Consider the following 17,761-nt stretch of genomic DNA (forward strand, 5'->3'; position numbering starts at 1 on the left):
CCATTGCAAAAATGAGACGCGATTTATAAAAAAGAGAGCTAGCTAACAGTTTACTCGATTAATGAAGTGTTCCTTGCTTGGATTTGTTCGGGCTTTGGATACGATATAGCCAAAGCCCGATATGAACGTCTAATCAGATGTTAACAACACAAATCCAAGGGCGCTCAGGATGCTTTATTAACTATGTTTCGCTTCGCTATCTCTCCTGCATTGATGACAGACTGGAAACTCGCTCTGCAACAGTGCTGTGATGCCACTAAGGCGCACGGTCAGCTCTATAAATTTAGCTACACTCATCAATGGCGACTGAGTGAAGTCGCCACATCACCGCAGCACCACCGCGAAATTGTAGCGATTTTAGATATCGCGACCGACCGATTCCAACCTGCTCACTTCGATGCTGAACAAGTTTCCTTTGAGTCACAAACATTAAGCTACTGCCCTGTTTGGTTGCCCAACGGAAAATTGTTTGCAGCTCTGGCTTTGGTTCATCCAAACCAACAGAAGCAAACGGTGGCGGCTTGGTTAAGCGCCATCGCTGGACGAATTAGCTTTGACATAAGCCAAACCTACCTTAAAGAACAACAGCGCCATCAAGTTCAATTGCCAGAATCGCTGCCGACCCTGCAAGAGTTCATCGATTGTTTAGAAGATCATACGTGGATAAAGAGTACCGACGGTCGCTATGCCATGACCAATCGCAGCGTGGAAAACTCATGGCAAATGACCGGCAGCGACATTGTTGGTAAGAATGACTTTGAATTGTTCAGCAGCAAACGAGCTAAGAAGTTCATCGACACCGACCAATTAGTGATCGCGACTGGCAGCCAAAACACCGTTGAAGAATGCACCCTGATAGATGACAACAACAACCCCACCTGGCTTGAAACCATCAAATCGCCGATCCGAGATCACAGTGGTGAATTAATTGGTATTTTGGGGATGACAAGAAACGTCACACGCCGAAAAATGGTCGAAACTCAGCTCTCACTCGCATCGAAAATCTTCGACAACTCCCATGAAGGAATGGTGATTACTGATCGCAAAGCGAACATCCTCGATGTAAACAGTGCCTTTACTCATATTACAGGCTATGCAGCCGAAGAAGTGATTGGTAAGAACCCTAATATTCTGCGGTCAGGGCATCATGATGGAGCCTTTTACAAGACACTTTGGCACCAGTTGGAAACCAAAGGCCAATGGAAAGGCGAATTCATCAACCGCAAAAAAGATGGCAGCATTTACCCGCAATTAGCCACTATCAGTGCGGTGATGGACGATAAAAATCATCTGATAAACTACATCTGCGTGTTCGAAGACATCTCAGTACGTAAAGCGCACGAAGAAAAGCTGCAACGCATGGCATTTTATGACCCACTAACAAACCTTCCCAACCGAACACATCTGATTAGCCTTCTCGAGCAACACATTGAAAGTGGACAAAAGCACGACCACGCCTTTGCAACGTTATTCCTCGACATTGACCATTTCAAACACATCAACGACAGCATGGGGCACTTCTGTGGTGATCAATTACTAACGAAACTCGCAGAACGCTTTCAAGAAGTCCTACATTTACGCGCGCACATTGCACGAATAGGCGGTGATGAGTTTGTCATCATATTGCCGAATATCGACTCTGAATCACAACTTATCGACACCATTGAAGACATTCTTAGCTTATTCAATCGACCTTTTGAAGTCAGTAAAAACGAAGCGTTACGCATCTCCACCAGCGTTGGCGTAGCACGTTACCCGCAAGATGGCCAAGACAGCGAAACCTTGTTGAAGAATGCAGACACCGCTATGTACTTGGCGAAGAAAAACGGTCGAAATGGCTACGCATTTTACTCTCCAGACTTAACAGATAAGTCGGTCACTCATGTCAGAATGCAATCGGCCTTGCATGAAGCCATCGAGAAAAACCAACTGCATTTGGCATACCAACCGCAGTACAACCTTAGTGAGAACGAGTTGGTTGGCGTCGAAGCATTACTGCGCTGGCAGCACCCAGAGCTTGGGGTTATTTCTCCGGCAGACTTCATTCCAATTGCAGAAAAAACAGGCCTTATTCAAAGCATTGGGAAATGGGTACTTGAACAAGCATGTTTACAAGGGCGAGCTTGGCTAGATAGCGGCATTGATTTTGGTAAGCTCGCGGTTAACGTATCGGCACTCCAACTTCAGCAATCCGATTTTATTACTAAGCTGGGCGTCATTCTTAAAGAGACAAAATTCCCAGCTCATCGTTTAGAGTTAGAAATCACCGAAAGCTTCTTATTAATAGATCCACAACAAGCGATCGCATCACTTAACTTACTACGCGAGTTAGGTATTGAGATTTCTTTGGATGACTTTGGTACTGGTTATTCGTCATTGTCGTACTTGAAAGGCTTACCAATCAATAAGCTGAAAATCGACCGTTCTTTTGTTAGCGATCTACCAAGCAACACCGACAGCAACGCGATTGTGAATGCCATCATCGCCATGGGCCAAACCCTATCACTTAAGGTAGTCGCGGAAGGCATCGAAACCGACGAACAAGCACAATACCTATATGAGCACGGCTGTATCTACGGGCAAGGCTTCCGTTTTAGCGCCCCAGTTCGCGCAGAGAAGTTGTTTCGTTAGAGATCGTTCGCAAAAAATATACCCTCCAATGAAACGGAATCTTATTTCATGGGGGGTAACTCAAAACTTCTACCAACTTATTAGACACACGAATGCATATGAGAGCACCCTCACTTCAAATTAAGTAGGGGAAGAATTATGACTGTCAAAAAAAGCTCTGTCTCTCAAACTGAGTTCAAAATCACCATAGCCAAGCTCATTGAAGTGGCTTACTCGTCCAAAAAAGGAATAACGACATCTATCATGTTGAAAGCCGGAAATGCAAAACTAACTGTCAATCAAAACGGTGATTGCGTCCTTTCTGGTAAAGCAGGAATTGTTACCTTCAAAGGCAAAGGTGTTCTGGAAGAGCTTGGCGTCGAAGTAAAAAGGATTGGGGTAAGTTTTAAAATTGCCGAAGATGGAAACGTTGAATACTCAGGGACGATGACATGGGGGTTCTTCAGCGTCTCCGTTAAAGGTATTTTTAATGCAGAAGAGCTTATCCTGTCTTGCTCTGGATTACTTTGCAGAGCGGCAAGGGCTTACAAGAACAGACCAGCTCAGATAGAGCGCCAACTAGCTACAGCAATGGGAATGTAGAAATGAAGAATTTCTTTTTGCTCGCTGCTACGTTGCTATGGAGTTTCACTGCAATTAGCAAACCAACCCCGCCCTCATTACTCGCAACCTATGCTAACTATTTGGCAAACGCATCAGAGGAAAATATCTCAGAGACTTATTGGCAGTATTTCTCGGAGGAGGCACTCACAGATATTGAGGTAAGCTCTCCAACAACAAAAGAACAGTTACTGTTCAAACACTTGATGAGGTCTACAAGCAGTGTCTATGAGGTGCATTTCAACGACTATGGCTGCCTTAGCGTGAATGGCAAAAACTCAAACGATGAGCACATCACGTTCAATATTGAATATGAGATAGAAAATAGCCAAGCATTGATATCGCACATCGATGTGCAGCTGCATAACTCAGAAAAAGAGTTCCCAACCAAAGCGACATGCCCACGAGACTATATGGTGTTTTGAAGTGAAGGATAGGCTGAGCTGAGACGACGCTCAGCCTGCAGAAAATTTTGCTTAAACCCACTGCCCAGCGACAAAGCCGCTCGACCAACACCATTGGAAGTTATAGCCACCTAACCAGCCGGTTACGTCCATCACTTCACCGATGAAGTACAAGCCTTTGATGTTCTTACATTCCATGGTTTTTGAAGACAGGTGATCAGTATCTACGCCGCCTAGGGTCACTTCTGCAGTGCGGTAACCTTCTGTACCGTTTGGTGCTACTGCCCAGCTCTCTAAACGCTCAACGATGGTCGTCATCTCTTTCTGGTTGAACTGCTTAAGTGGTTTGTCTGCTAATTCTTTACGTTCAATCAACACTTCAACCAAACGCTTTGGTAGCACTTTTGCTAGCGTGTTCTTTAGGGATTGGTTCGGATGCTTCTCGCGACTGCGTTCTAGTAGTTCAGCGATGTCGTCGTTTGGAACGAGGTTAATCGTCACCTTTTGACCCGCTCTCCAGAACGAAGAGATTTGTAGTACCGAAGGGCCCGACAAGCCACGGTGAGTAAACAGCAACGCTTCTTTGAACATAGCACCGTCTTGCGCCGTGATTTCTGCTGGAATCGCAATGCCCGATAGTTCAGCAAAATCTTCTTTGTCTTCTTTGTGCAGCGTAAATGGCACCAGACCTGCCGTAGTCGTAATCACCGGAAGCTCAAACTGCTCAGCAATCTTGTAGCCAAATGGCGTCGCGCCAAGCTTGGGCATCGACAGACCGCCGGTAGCCACCACCAAAGATTCACATTCGATGTTTTCAGTACCGGCATGTAGACGAAAGCCTGCATCGGTTTTCTCAATTGAATGTACATCACATTGGTAACGCTGCTGAATATTTGGCATGTCGCATTCTGCCAGTAGCATCTTAACGATGTCTTTTGCGGTAAATGCATCAACACAGAACAGCTGTCCGTGATCGCGCTCTTCAAACTCGATGCCATGCTTGCTGACCATCGAGATAAAGTCCCAGTTGGTGTACTGCGATAGCGCCGATTTCACGAAATGTGGGTTTTGACATAAGTAGTTGCTCGCTGAGACGTCGTAGTTAGTGAAGTTACAACGACCACCACCTGAGATAAGGATTTTACGTCCTGGCTTTTTTGCATGATCCAGCACGAGCACATTGCGTCCACGTTTGCCGGCTTCTGCCGCACACATCAAACCTGCCGCACCTGCGCCAATTACAACAACATCAAATTTCTTACTCATTGGTAACGCTCAATTACTTATTTAAATTGGTTTATACCCAAGTAACCTCGAGATGCTTGGTTCAGCGAGGATGACTTGGTTTGTAGACGCGGCGGCGATTTAAAGGTTTAGTGGGTCTAAATCAAAAATCGACAACAAAGTATACAAACCAAGGCAACTCGCCCTTCGGGAGCGTGTCATTGACCCGATTTCTACGTCAAACAACTTGGAAAGAGCTGGCTATTACGCTGCGTTGTTTTCCTTGAAGTCAAATCAATGACAATGCTCTGAACTCTGCATCTTGAAGTCACTTGGGTATATAAGTCCACAAATAAAAAAGGATGTGCTCATTGCACATCCTTGCTTTCTGCGGGCGCTATTCTAACGACAAATGTCGAATGGGAAAAGCGCTTAAATTCCAAGCACTGCTTGATGACCTAGAGAATAAAGGCCCCCAGTAGGGTCACACCGAGTAAAGCGGTCGATAAAATGAATAATCCGCGAACCCTTTCACACTTGCCAGTAAAGACTTCGTCATGATGATGGTCGTACTCTTTACTTTTGATGTAATGGAACAACCTCACTTGTTTAGTGACATTGCCATGGGTGGTGAAAAATCCATTGCCATCCACCTGCTGATAAAGCAAAGGATGCGCTTCACGCATGATGTAAATAAGAGAACGAAGAGCGGTGAGATAACGGACCATATTAACTCCCGTCACCACCATTAGCGCAAATAAGATTGTGTCTCCACTGATCATCTTTTCCTCCCTACATCTTCAATGATGCTCAAGAGAAAAAGACGATCAATGCTTCGTCCTTTACCCGCTACTTAGCGCGTTGAGAACGCGTTATGCAGCTGGAGCATCCATAATTGAAGATGAACCTTCTTTTGCCATTTGTGCCAGATCTTTGTCAATGAAGAACAATGCTTTGCCGTCTTCACCTACCAATTCGATCTTATCTAAAATCCCTTTAAACAACTTCTCTTCTTCGTGCTGTTCAGCCACGTACCACTGCAGGAAGTTAAACGTTGAGTAGTCTTGGCTTGTAAATGCAACATGCGCCAATTTGTTGATTCTTTCCGTGATCATTTGCTCATGTTCGTAGGTTTCACGGAAAACATCGCCTAGGCTTGCGAAATCATGCTTAGGAGCTTCAATTGCACCTAGGATTGGCATTGAGCCGGTTTCGCTTACATAAGTGAAAAGACGTTGCATGTGCTCCATTTCTTCTACGGCGTGTGCACGTAAAAATTCAGCCGCACCTTCAAAACCTTTGTCTTCACACCAAGCACTCATTTGTAAGTATAGATTGGATGAGAAAAATTCTAGGTTAATTTGCTCATTCAATTGTTCAACCATAGTTTGAGACAGCATGTTAACTCCTATTAATGTGCATGCAATATACCCAAGTAACCTCGAGCTGAGCAGGCTCAGCGAGGATGATTGGTCTAAAGTCACTTGGGTATAACCCACTATAACATGATTACTGAGGCAAGAGTTTGTACCCACGATATTGATATGAGATCACTTCAGCAAAATTATCTGACACTTAGTGCTAATCTGACACTATGACCTTATCAAGGAGATATCAATATGAGTTATAAACACATACTTGTGGCAGTCGACCTTTCAGACGACAGTAAAGTATTGATTAAGAAAGCCGTATCACTGGCTAAGCCTCTTGATGCGAAAGTCTCTTTCATTCATATCGATGTGAATTACGCCGAGCTTTACACGGGTCTTATCGATATCAATATGGCCGAGGCACAACATCAAGCGATGGAAGCATCCCGTACACAGCTGGCCAATTTTGAAGAGTTCGCAGAATATCCAATTACGCATACTTTAGTGGGTAGTGGGGATCTGAATAATGAGCTGTGCGATACCATTCAAGACTACAACATCGATTTGGTCGTTTGTGGGCACCACCAAGATTTCTGGAGCAAGATTCTGTCCTCGACGCGTCAACTTATTAACTGCTCGCCTGTCGATATGCTGGTCGTACCGCTAAAAGACTAATTTGGATTGGCGCAACGATAAAACTTGGTTAGACTGCGGGCACCTTTGTTGTTGATAAAGATTCTCATCTATTATGGCTTATCTATCCGCAGTTACCCTACTTTGGGCATTCTCATTTAGCCTGATCGGCGTTTACCTTGCCGGTCAGGTCGATTCTTGGTTTTCTGTCTTCATGCGTGTCGCACTGGCGAGCGTCGTGTTCATACCTTTCTTAAAATTCCGTGGCGTAAGCAAATCTCTGATCGCGAAATTGATGATCGTTGGTGGCTTCCAACTCGGGTTAATGTATTGCTTCTACTACCAATCTTTCTTACTCCTTTCTGTACCAGAAGTGCTGTTGTTCACCGTATTTACCCCTATTTACGTCACCTTGATTTATGACTTTTTGAAAGGCCGTTTCTCGCCTTGGTATTTGGTCACAGCAGCAATTGCAGTACTGGGCGCTGCGTGGATTAAATTTGCAGGCATCAATGAGAACTTCTTGATCGGCTTCTTGGTCGTACAGGGCGCCAATTTGTGCTTTGCTATTGGCCAGGTAGGTTATAAATACATTATGGAAACCGAACCTGTGGAATTGCCACAGCACACAGTATTTGGTTACTTCTATTTAGGGGCATTGTGCGTAGCGACCGTCGCCTTTGCTTTGATGGGTAACTTAGACAAGATGCCGACAACAGCAACGCAATGGAGCATTTTGACTTACCTTGGTTTGATTGCATCAGGCTTTGGTTACTTTGCGTGGAACAAAGGGGCAACCATGGTCAACGCAGGTGCACTTGCGGTAATGAACAATGCGTTAGTTCCAGCAGGTTTGATAGTGAACATTGTCATTTGGAACCGTGATGTTGATGTAATGCGACTCGCCATTGGCGGCGCAATCATCATGCTGTCGCTGTGGATTAACGAGACTTGGGTGAAGAAGCGCGTAGAGATGAGTTACGCCAATAAGTAACACATCGATCCCAACAAACATTCCAACAATAAAAAACGCTCTCCAACTGGAGAGCGTTTTTTATTTGTCGATTCGATTAATGCATTTTGGCTTGCGAGCTTGCACTCACCAACGCAGTGGATGGCGTTGGTAACAATACTTCTAGCTTGGCATTACGCGCTTCAAGCTTGCGCTGACGTTTGAGCAATTTTTGCTGCTTTTTGGCTAACTTAAGCAACTTCTTTTGCTGCTTATAGTGTTTCTTAACCGCTTTCTTCGCCTTTTTCAGCGCTTTTTTATCTGACAAATCAAACATAGCTGGCGTCTCTAGCTGGGTAGTTGCGGCTGCTACTTTCGCTGCCAATTTTTTCTCTTTAACTCGTTCCACTACGCGCTTAACGATCGCCGCTTTTTCAATATTTTGCTCAGCCGTCATCATAATAGGTGCCTCTTGAGCAAGAGAATGACTTGGCAACGCTTCTGCCAATAACCCACAAGCTTGTTGTTCGGCAATTGGTTTATCTTGGCAACTCTGAGGAGGAATAGCAGCAGGCTTACACAAAGAATCTTTTGATGCAGAAGAGCGGGCACAAGAACGACAAACGAATTTAGGCGCAACCACCAAGCGGTGAATATCACCCAAACTCTCAGCGATTTGCTTTCGGCTCATCTTACATAAACGTTTCGCCATGCTACTACTCCAGCTATCTAATTTCTGACTATCAGCGACTGCATCAAACAAAGTGTAATAATAATAATTCTTAGTTAGATATACAGTCAGAGTGCCGAATTAGCAAGAGAAAAGTATCAATAAGCTGAGCAAATGCCAGATACAAATACAGCGCCAAATCGGGCGCTGTGAGAAGAAGTTTTTTATTGTCAGTCGTTTAGTCGAATTACGCCATAGACGCCTTCACATAGACATCGAAACGATTCTTTTTGGTCTCAATCGCCATGCTTGGTTTTTGTTCAGCTAGCCAGTTGGCGTAATCAGGGCGCTTCACCACCACACGTTTACTCGCCAATGCCATTGCTGGTGCCAGCAAGCCATCTGCATCAAGGTCGGCACCCACCAACGATTGAAACACACGCATCTCTTTCTTCACGAGTGCCGATTTCTTTTTGTTCTCAGGATGAGGGTACATTGGATCAAGGTAGACTACATCTGGCTGCACGAAGTCTTTATCTTGCGCTAATTGGTCGAGGGCGTCATGACTAGAAGCGTGGATCAGCGACATACGCTCTGACACCCAAGCACCAATTTCTGGATCGTGCTTCGCGCGAGCCAAGCCATCATCCAGCAACGCTGCTACCACAGGGTGACGTTCCACCATTTGGACTTTGCAACCTAATGACGCCAAAACGAATGCATCACGACCCAAACCGGCCGTGCCATCTAGAATGGTTGGTGTTGCTCCTTTATTTAGACCCGCCGCTTTTGCGATCGCTTGCCCTTTACCGCCACCGAACTTACGACGATGCCCCACTGCACCGCCAATCAAATCAACAAAGATCGCACCCAGCTTTGGCTCGTCCACTTTACGTAGCTCTAAACGATCTGTCGTTAGAACTAAAGCAAAGTCACTGTCGTCTGTGTGAGAAAGCTGCCAACGCGCAGCGAGTTCATCAAGGTGAGACTGTTGAGATGGGTCTTCACAAATCAATTGCAGTTGCAAAAGGAGGCTCCAGTAAAAATCGGTTTAACTGGCGCTGAGTGTATACCCAACCCGCCTCCAATTGCTAGGTTGAGGACAATCTAGGTAGAGAATAGTGTCGTCCGTTTAAAGTGGTTGAAGTGCTTCGACCAATTCAGCCAATGGCTGAGGGTGACCAATCGCATAGCCTTGTCCGTAATCCACACCCAGTGCTTTTAAGTGTTCGGTAATTTGGTCGTTTTCCACAAACTCAGCAACTGTGACCTTACCTAATTGCTTCGCAAGGTCGTTAATCGAGCGCACCATGACACGATCCATTTCGTTCGTGTTGATATCTCGCACGAAAAGGCCATCAATTTTCACGATATCGACAGGAAGTTGCTTCAAGTAGCCAAAAGAAGATAGACCAGAACCAAAATCGTCCAATGCAATCAAGCATCCCAACGCTTTAACCCGAGTGAAGAAGCCAAGCGCTTGATCAATATTGCTCATAGCAGCGGTCTCGGTGATCTCTAAACAAATCTTCTCACAAGGAATAGAAGACAGCTGCAAACGCTCCAATAAGAAGTCGATAAACTCTTGATTACCCATCGATTGGCCGGACAAGTTAATCGCGCAGCGACCGAGCTTTTCCACCACCTCGGGACGCGCTTCAAACCACTCAAGTGTTTGGGTGATAACTTGCTTATCAATCCAGTGCGCGATGTTGTAGCGCTCTGAAGCTGGCATAAAAATACCTGGAGACAAGTAGTTGCCTTGAGCATCACGGATACGTACTAGAATCTCAAAGCACAGCGGCGAACCTTCACCACGCAAATTCAGTATTTGTTGAGCAAACAATTCCAAACGCTTATTCGACAATGCCTCATGCACTAAGTTAACGCTCTGCATTTCGAGCTGGCGACGCTGCAGCTCTTCATTGTCTAAACTGAACAGGTTATAGCGATTACGACCCTGCTCTTTGGCGACGTGACACGCAGAGTCTGCCTGAGCGTGAACCATTTGTGGCGTCTCGGCGGTGTGGTCAATAATACGAATGCCCACCGAGCAACTCATGAACAAACGCGTGTCTTCCCAACGAAATAGCTGCTCGCTTAATGTTGAGATAATGTGTTTAGCAACGCTGATCGCGCCATATTCATCGCAATCCTTGAGCAATACGGCAAATTCATCACCACCCATGCGCGCAAGCACCGCGTTATGAGGCAGCACTTCTTCAAGCATGCTAGCGCAAAACTGAATGGCCGCATCGCCTGCGTCATGTCCCACCGTATCGTTCAAGACTTTTAACTGATCGAGGTCGAGATAAAGCATGGCATGCACACGACGATGGCTTTCCACTTCTCGTAACGCCGTTTGCAGTTCGAGTTCAAAATAGTTGCGGTTGTAGGTATCGGTCAGCAGATCGTAACTTGCTTGATATTCCAGTTGTTTAGCAAGCTTTTTGGTTTCCGTGATGTCTTCACCGACGATCAGCAATTGGTCAGAATCCCTCAATGGACGGATATTTTCACGAACCCAAACAGAATGACCATCGGCATGACGATACTCAATTTCACGACGCCAAACCCCATGCATCACTTGCTGTGGTTGAAGTAGCACTTGGCGGGGGTACAGTGCTTTTTCGTCAGAGTAGAATGCACACAAGTGATGACCCAGCATATCCAACGGTTGATAACCTAAAAGCTGCTGAGCAAAGCGGTTCACCTCTTGAATCCGATTATTATTATCTAATGTCACCATCATCACAGGTTGCTGTTCGTAGTAACTACGCAAGCTCGACTCACGCTGATAAAGCTTGTCTTCCATTGCTTTTCGGCTAGTGATATCACGCGCTTCAAACAAGTATTGTTCTTGGTCACCCACTTGTTGAGAAAACGGCTTTAACGACACTTCCAGTACCATCGCGCCATGTTCTGTGCTCCAGATTTCAGCTTCAAAGGTCGCCACATTACGATTCTGAGACTGAAAATAGTTTGCGAGCAACTGACGTGCGTCTTCACTCCAGTGTTTATGATGCCAAAGTGGACGATCGAGACGTATATCCTGATGATAAAGCAAAGACTGCAGACGATCGTTGCCCGAGTTGAGCAAACCATGGTGGTCGAGAATCCCCATATACTGCATGCTCTGGTCGAATACCGACTCCAAAATCGCTTGGCTTTCACGGGCAATACTCTCGCTACGGCGAATACGCTGCAAGTAGTAACTCAGCAGCACAATCACCATCACCATGACGATAAATAGGCTACCAAACAATTTGATCTCTTTTGCATAGCGCTCGGTAAATTCTGCGGGCTTATTGAAGAACACCGACGATGCCTCTTGTTCAGCCCCCAATCCCCAGCGGACGACCGATTGGTAATCGAGTTTAATGTCCGATTCCGCGCGCACTACCGCTGGCAACGGCTGCGTTGGGTTACCCAGCACATAGGCCAATAACTTTGCCGCCTCAAAACCTTGACGATAACCACTTTGAATCACACCACCCACAGCACCATGACCCAACCCAATATCGTGCACCATAAATAAAGGCGCGTTCGATGCTTGATTGATGTCTCGCCAATCCTTGTCCGTGGCAACATTGCCATTAATATCGCGGTAGTAAGTCCAAAATAGCACCACATTCTCAATGTTCAGTCGCGAAACTTCCTGTTTCAACATATCGACATTGTCAGGAACAAGATGACGAACTTTGTCGCGATATTGCGGGTTTTTATCAAGAAATTCTTCTATTTGAGCTCGAAGCGCTAATCCAGTGACCGAATGATCACTAACGACAAGAATCTGCTTATGCTTTGGGTGTAATCGCTCGATAAGCGTAAGGTTGGCAAGCAAATCAATATCTTCGATCACGCCTGTGGCTTTTAGTCCCTGATGCAAAGTAGGAATGTAATTGTTGATGCCACTAAAAATGACTGGCGTATTTTGCAATACGTCTGACAAACGCTGCATCAGAGCAAGTGCATTGTTATCACTGACGACAATCGCATCGAAATGCTCTTCGCTCAGCTTGGTGCGATAAAGTGATTCGAGTTGATTGAAGAAGTGCTGGCTTTGGCTGCGCTTAGAGTCAAGGTACAAAACTCGAATATCGAGTGGGTAATCTTCAAGTTGCTGGGCAAAACCGCGCTGAATAGAGTCGGTCCAAAAGAAACCTTGGTGGTAGGAATGTACAACAAGTACTTTTTGCTCTTGCGCCGATACGATCGCACTGAACAACATCGCGATAAAAAACAGAAAAAGTGGCACATCAACTCCATGACATCAGAGCTACCTCGCGGTTATCCCTGCTAAAACCTTGTGAATCCGGCCCGCTGTGCGTATAAAATGAATTTTACACCTCATACCCAACGGAAAACATTGTATGAATGCGACGCTGCCGAAACTCGACGATCTTGATCGTGCCATTCTAAAAACGCTGATGGCCGATGCTCGAACGCCTTATGCAGAAATGGCAAAACAATTTGATGTTAGCCCTGCAACGATCCACGTTCGTATCGAGAAAATGAAAGCGGCGGACATCATCGAAGGTACTGAGGTGATCGTCAACACCAAAAAGCTAGGATATGACGTGTGTTGCTTTATTGGCATTAATCTCAATGCCGCACGTGACTATCACTCTGCGTTGGAAAAACTCAACGCCCTCGATGAAGTGGTGGAAGCTTACTACACCACGGGCGCGTATAACATATTCGTCAAATTGATGTGCAAATCGATTGAAGAACTGCAGTTTGTATTGATTGATAAGCTGCAGGCTATTGATGAAGTCCAATCTACAGAAACCCTGATTTCGCTGCAAAACCCAATTAATCGCAACGTAAATCCATAAAACGCTGAATCCATAAAATAAAAGCCGAATCAAAAAATAAAAAGGGTAGCCACTTGGCTGCCCTTTTTCATTCTCAATCGAGATTATGCTGCGATACCGGAATGACGCAGTAGTGCATCGATTTCTGGCTCACGACCTCGGAAGCGTTTAAATAGCTCCATTGGCTCTTCACTGCCTCCCATTTCTAAGATGTTGTTCAGGAAGCTCATACCCGTTTCTTTGTTGAAGATACCTTCTTCTTCGAAACGAGAGAACGCGTCTGAAGACAATACTTCTGCCCATAGGTAGCTGTAGTAACCCGCGCTATAACCACCAGCAAAAATATGACCAAAGCTGTGTGAGAATCGAGCCCACTCAACCGCAGGCAGTACCGCAACTTTCTGCTTCACATCTGCCAAGGTTTCAAGAACGCGAGCACCCACTTCTGGGTCGTACTCTGTGTGCAGAGTGAAATCGAATAAGCCGAACTCAAGTTGACGTAGGATGCCCATCGCCGACTGGAAGTTCTTCGCCGCAAGCATCTTATCTAACATCGCTTTTGGTAGAGGCTCGCCAGTCTCGTAGTGGCCAGAAATGAACGCCAGCGCACCTTCTTCCCAACACCAGTTTTCTAAGAACTGACTTGGTAGCTCAACCGCATCCCAAGGCACACCATTGATACCCGATACCGCACCTGTTTCTACTTGCGTCAGCATGTGATGGATGCCGTGACCGAACTCGTGGAACAAAGTCACCACTTCATCGTGCGTAAACAGCGCTGGCTTGTCACCTACAGGGCGGTTGAAGTTACACGTTAGGTAAGCAACCGGCGTTTGTAGCTCGCCAGATAGTGTCACTCGACGACCACGACAATCATCCATCCATGCACCACCACGCTTGTGCTCACGTGCGTAAAGGTCTAGGTAGAAACTGCCTCGTAATGTGCCTTCACTATCAAAAATATCGAAAAAGCGTACTGACTCGTGCCAAGTGTCCACACCTTCGCGCTCAGTCACAGTCATACCGAATACGCGGTTTAGCACTTCAAACAAACCACTTACTGCCTTTGATTCGGGGAAGTAAGGGCGCAGTTCTTCATCCGAGATTTGGAACAAGTGCTGCTTTTGCTTCTCGCTGTAATAGGCAATGTCCCATACGTTTAGCTCAGTCACACCGAATTCACTCTCAGCAAACTGACGCAATTCTTCCACTTCACGTTCGCCTTGTGGTTTCGCTTTGGTCGCTAAATCGTTTAGGAAGCCAAGTACCTGCGAAGGATTCTCGGCCATTTTGGTTGCCAGTGACTTTTCGCTGTAAGTGTTGAAACCCAACATGCGAGAGATTTCATGACGCAGTTTTAGCTGCTCTGTGATGATTTCTGAGTTGTCCCATTTGCCTGCGTTAGGGCCACGATCAGAAGCGCGCGTTACGTATGCTTCGTACAACTCTCGACGTAGTTCTTGGTTGTCACAGTACGTCATGACTGGCAGGTAAGAAGGGATATCTAAAGTAATTAGGTAGCCGTCGAGCTCTTTCGCTTCTGCTGCGGCTTTCGCTGCAGCAAGCGCTGACTCTGGCATACCCGCAAGATCTTTTTCGTCGGCAACGTGCTTAGTCCATCCCATGGTGGCATCCAGCACATTGTTAGAGAATTTTGAGCTCAACTCAGACATACGCTTGCTAATTTCACCGTAGCGATGTTGCTCGTCTGATGGTAAACCGATGCCTGAAAGCTCGAAGTCACGCAGTGAATCAGAAATAGTCTTCTGCTGTGCACGCGTCAGCGTCGTGTACTCTTCACTGGCTTTGATCGCTTTATACGCTTCGTACAGACCTTTGTGCTGACCAACCCAAGTGCCGTATTCAGACAAAATGGGGAGACAACTTTCATACGCTTCACGTAACGCTTCACTGTTTACGACCGAGTTCATATGGCCGACTGGGGACCAAACACGACTCAAACGATCATCAGCTTCTTCAATAGGAGCAATAACACTTACCCAGCTTGGGTTGGCGTTGTCTTTCAGTACCTCGTCAATCTTGGCACGACAATCCGCAATCACCTGCTCGACTGCAGGTTTAATATGTTCTGGTTTGATTTGCGAAAACGGAGGAAGATCCGTAAACGTAAGAAGTGGATTAGACATGAATAATTCCTTTTGTGTTTTGGCTCTGTAATTGCCTATTCGTATTTGCATAAAAATAAGCGCACCCAATGCACAGGCAAGCCAACAACATGGATGGGGGGATTTCCGTTCCCTTTCTCTATGCTGCGATGACCGAAGGGGCCAAAGAGAGCTTACTCTGTCCTTGAGTGTTGTTATGCCTAAGTCAAGCTAAGCACTCTGTTGGAGCATGGCAATTCGACTTAGGTTTAATTTGTTTACTCATACTAAGTATGGGTGACTTAAAGAAATTTCAATACCATCCTTCTATCAGTTCAACTGATTTGAATCGAAGTTCTACATCTTCAAGTTACTTGAGTATAATACCGCCATCGCGCAAAAATCACAGACCACACTCAGTCAAAGAGTGTTTCGAGAGTTTAATTTGTTAAGTTACCGCCACAGCTTCCACGCTGGCAACCATGCTGACGTGGTAAAACACATCGTTCAAAGCCTCATTCTTGATGCACTAAAGCAGAAAGATAAGCCGTTTGTTTATCACGATACCCACTCGGGTGTGGGACGTTACGATCTGACTCACGAATGGTCTGAGAAAACGGGCGAATACAAACAAGGCATCGCACGCATTTGGGACAACCCAAACATCCCTGAAGAGATCGCAAGCTACATCGATTCAATCAAAACATTGAACAACGGTGAGACCCTGCGTTACTACCCAGGTTCACCACGCGTTGCACGTGCGCAAATCCGCCCGCAAGACCGCATGGTTCTAACTGAATTGCACCCAGCCGATCACCCATTGCTTGAGCAAGAGTTCCACCGCGATCGCCAAGTGAGCATCTACAAAGAAGATGGCTTTAAGCGTCTGAAAGGCAGTTTGCCACCGCAAGAACGCCGTGGTTTGGTGCTGATTGATCCTCCATACGAGCTCGCAAAAGAGTACCGTGACGTAGTACAAGCGATTTTCCAAAGCCATAAACGTTGGGCGACGGGTATCTACGCAATTTGGTACCCAGTGGTAAACCGCTGCGATATCGAAGATATGATTGAAGGCCTAGAAGGCTTGGGGATCACTAAAATCCTGCAAATCGAGCTTGGTGTCTCTCCCGACACCAACGAACGCGGCATGACCGCATCGGGTATGATCGTGATTAACCCGCCGTGGAAACTGGAAAGCCAGATGAAAGAGATTCTGCCATTCCTACAAGAAGCGATCGCGCCAGCAACCGGCCACTGGAAAGTTGACTGGATCGTTCCAGAATAAAAAAACACTGAATTCAAGAATCTTTAAGCGCAACGATGACCTCGTTGCGCTTTTTTATTTTCTAAAAATTTTCGTCTGCGCTTCGTCTTTTCTTTTTTGCCTGCGTCTTAGGGATGTAAACAAGCTAAAACATAGAGAGAAATGACCATGCTTAAAGTTATCAGTTTTAAAATTTGCCCATTTGTTCAGCGCGTAACCGCGGCACTAGAAGCAAAACAGATCCCTTACGAGATTGAATACATCAGTTTAAAAGACAAGCCACAATGGTTCCTAGATATCTCACCAAACGGTCAAGTGCCGATGATGGTGACAGAATCTGGCACGGCACTGTTTGAGTCGGATGCAATCATCGAATACATCGAAGACGAATACGGTCCGTTAGAGCAAGGCGTGACAAACGAACAACGCGCACTCGACCGAGCATGGAGCTACCTAGGTTCTAAACACTACTTGCCTCAGTGCGGCACCATGGGCAGCAAAGACCAAGCAACCTTTGAAGAGCGAGTAGAGAAGCTGATCAAAGCTTTCCAAAAAGCAGAAAACCAACTGTCTGGTGAAACCAAGTTCTTCAAATCCGATGAACTAAGCAATGTAGACATGGCGTGGTTGCCACTTCTACACCGCGCTGCCATCGTCAAAGCGCACTCTGGTTACGACTTCTTCTGTGGTCTGCCAAAAATGCAGGCATGGCAAAAGCACATCCTAGAATCAGGATTAGTAGAGAAGACAGTATCGGAAGACTTCGTGCAGCTGTTTAGCGATTTCTACCTAACCAACACTTACCTAGCGGATGGTAAAGACGTGCAAACCCAGTCAGGCTATGGCACATCAAGCTGCTGCGGTTAATGGTTTTCCCCTCCCCTGAGGATGAAAAACACCAAGCGGAATAGCGCCTTATTCCGCTTTGCTATCCTTTCATCGCTATTTGTCATAAGCAATGTCACTTTTTCCCATTTAGGAAATTGCTAGACTCGATTTATGATAGGGGCATGGAATTAACAACAATTCCGTTGGGCTGTTGAGTTCATCACCCAGCACCCCAATGTAATTATTGTCAGACAAAATTAATA

The 17,761-nt window shown here is 45.9% G+C and carries 15 protein-coding genes; 8 read left to right on the forward strand and 7 right to left on the reverse strand.

Annotated features, from left to right (window positions below; translation table 11 throughout):
* Window positions 1-183: 183 nt before the first annotated feature.
* The 3 genes from VJL_RS08035 (at window position 184) to VJL_RS08045 (ending at window position 3,656) form a co-directional block, all read left to right on the forward strand.
* Window positions 184-2,631, forward strand: a complete 2,448-nt coding sequence (locus VJL_RS08035) for a sensor domain-containing protein (protein WP_038877028.1) — start codon at window positions 184-186, stop codon at window positions 2,629-2,631.
* A gap of 138 nt (window positions 2,632-2,769) precedes the next feature.
* Complete coding sequence (locus tag VJL_RS08040) at window positions 2,770-3,213, forward strand: hypothetical protein (RefSeq protein ID WP_038877030.1); 444 nt, start codon at window positions 2,770-2,772, stop codon at window positions 3,211-3,213.
* A gap of 2 nt (window positions 3,214-3,215) precedes the next feature.
* Window positions 3,216-3,656, forward strand: a complete 441-nt coding sequence (locus tag VJL_RS08045; protein ID WP_038877032.1) for a hypothetical protein — start codon at window positions 3,216-3,218, stop codon at window positions 3,654-3,656.
* A 51-nt stretch (window positions 3,657-3,707) separates the two neighbouring features.
* Here the strand turns inward: VJL_RS08045 and VJL_RS08050 are convergent, their stop codons facing one another.
* The 3 genes from VJL_RS08050 to ftnA form a co-directional block, all read right to left on the reverse strand.
* Complete coding sequence (locus VJL_RS08050; RefSeq protein WP_038877035.1) at window positions 3,708-4,901, reverse strand: BaiN/RdsA family NAD(P)/FAD-dependent oxidoreductase; 1,194 nt, start codon at window positions 4,899-4,901, stop codon at window positions 3,708-3,710.
* Between the two features lie 416 nt (window positions 4,902-5,317).
* On the reverse strand, window positions 5,318-5,641 hold the full coding sequence (uspB, locus tag VJL_RS08055) for a universal stress protein UspB (RefSeq protein WP_038869975.1): 324 nt from the start codon (window positions 5,639-5,641) through the stop codon (window positions 5,318-5,320).
* Window positions 5,642-5,731: 90 nt separating this feature from the next.
* Window positions 5,732-6,259 (reverse strand): non-heme ferritin, encoded by a 528-nt coding sequence (gene ftnA, locus VJL_RS08060; RefSeq protein WP_038869973.1) that lies wholly within the window; start codon window positions 6,257-6,259, stop codon window positions 5,732-5,734.
* Between the two features lie 219 nt (window positions 6,260-6,478).
* On the opposite strand from ftnA, the gene uspA reads away from it, so the two are divergent.
* Complete coding sequence (uspA, locus tag VJL_RS08065; protein WP_038869971.1) at window positions 6,479-6,904, forward strand: universal stress protein UspA; 426 nt, start codon at window positions 6,479-6,481, stop codon at window positions 6,902-6,904.
* A 73-nt stretch (window positions 6,905-6,977) separates the two neighbouring features.
* A complete protein-coding gene (locus tag VJL_RS08070) occupies window positions 6,978-7,856 on the forward strand; it encodes a carboxylate/amino acid/amine transporter (RefSeq protein WP_038877037.1) in 879 nt (292 codons plus the stop codon).
* 76 nt (window positions 7,857-7,932) lie between these two features.
* Here VJL_RS08070 and VJL_RS08075 read toward each other — a convergent pair whose 3' ends face one another.
* From VJL_RS08075 to VJL_RS08085, 3 genes are all read right to left on the reverse strand, one after another.
* Window positions 7,933-8,526 carry a hypothetical protein gene (locus VJL_RS08075; RefSeq protein ID WP_038877039.1) on the reverse strand — a complete coding sequence of 198 codons (594 nt, stop codon included), beginning with the start codon at window positions 8,524-8,526 and terminating at the stop codon, window positions 7,933-7,935.
* Window positions 8,527-8,731: 205 nt separating this feature from the next.
* Entirely contained in the window at window positions 8,732-9,511 is a 780-nt protein-coding gene (locus VJL_RS08080) for a class I SAM-dependent methyltransferase (protein ID WP_038877041.1), read from the reverse strand.
* 105 nt (window positions 9,512-9,616) lie between these two features.
* Window positions 9,617-12,742 carry an EAL domain-containing protein gene (locus tag VJL_RS08085; protein WP_038877043.1) on the reverse strand — a complete coding sequence of 1,042 codons (3,126 nt, stop codon included), beginning with the start codon at window positions 12,740-12,742 and terminating at the stop codon, window positions 9,617-9,619.
* A 115-nt stretch (window positions 12,743-12,857) separates the two neighbouring features.
* Here VJL_RS08085 and asnC point away from each other — a divergent pair, with 115 nt between their 5' ends.
* Window positions 12,858-13,322, forward strand: coding sequence for a transcriptional regulator AsnC (gene asnC / locus VJL_RS08090; protein ID WP_038869962.1), 465 nt, complete (start codon window positions 12,858-12,860; stop codon window positions 13,320-13,322).
* An 83-nt stretch (window positions 13,323-13,405) separates the two neighbouring features.
* Here asnC and prlC read toward each other — a convergent pair whose 3' ends face one another.
* Window positions 13,406-15,448 carry an oligopeptidase A gene (prlC, locus tag VJL_RS08095; RefSeq protein ID WP_038877045.1) on the reverse strand — a complete coding sequence of 681 codons (2,043 nt, stop codon included), beginning with the start codon at window positions 15,446-15,448 and terminating at the stop codon, window positions 13,406-13,408.
* 403 nt (window positions 15,449-15,851) lie between these two features.
* Between prlC and VJL_RS08100 the strand changes: the two genes are divergently transcribed.
* Together VJL_RS08100 and VJL_RS08105 are read left to right on the forward strand one after the other, a co-directional pair.
* Window positions 15,852-16,691: a 23S rRNA (adenine(2030)-N(6))-methyltransferase RlmJ gene (locus VJL_RS08100; protein ID WP_038877048.1), complete on the forward strand. Its 840-nt coding sequence runs from the start codon at window positions 15,852-15,854 to the stop codon at window positions 16,689-16,691.
* A gap of 147 nt (window positions 16,692-16,838) precedes the next feature.
* A complete protein-coding gene (locus VJL_RS08105; RefSeq protein ID WP_038877102.1) occupies window positions 16,839-17,537 on the forward strand; it encodes a glutathione S-transferase family protein in 699 nt (232 codons plus the stop codon).
* The last annotated feature ends 224 nt before the right edge of the window (window positions 17,538-17,761 follow it).

It is taken from the genome of Vibrio jasicida CAIM 1864 = LMG 25398, assembly GCF_000400365.1.
Taxonomy (GTDB): domain Bacteria; phylum Pseudomonadota; class Gammaproteobacteria; order Enterobacterales; family Vibrionaceae; genus Vibrio; species Vibrio jasicida.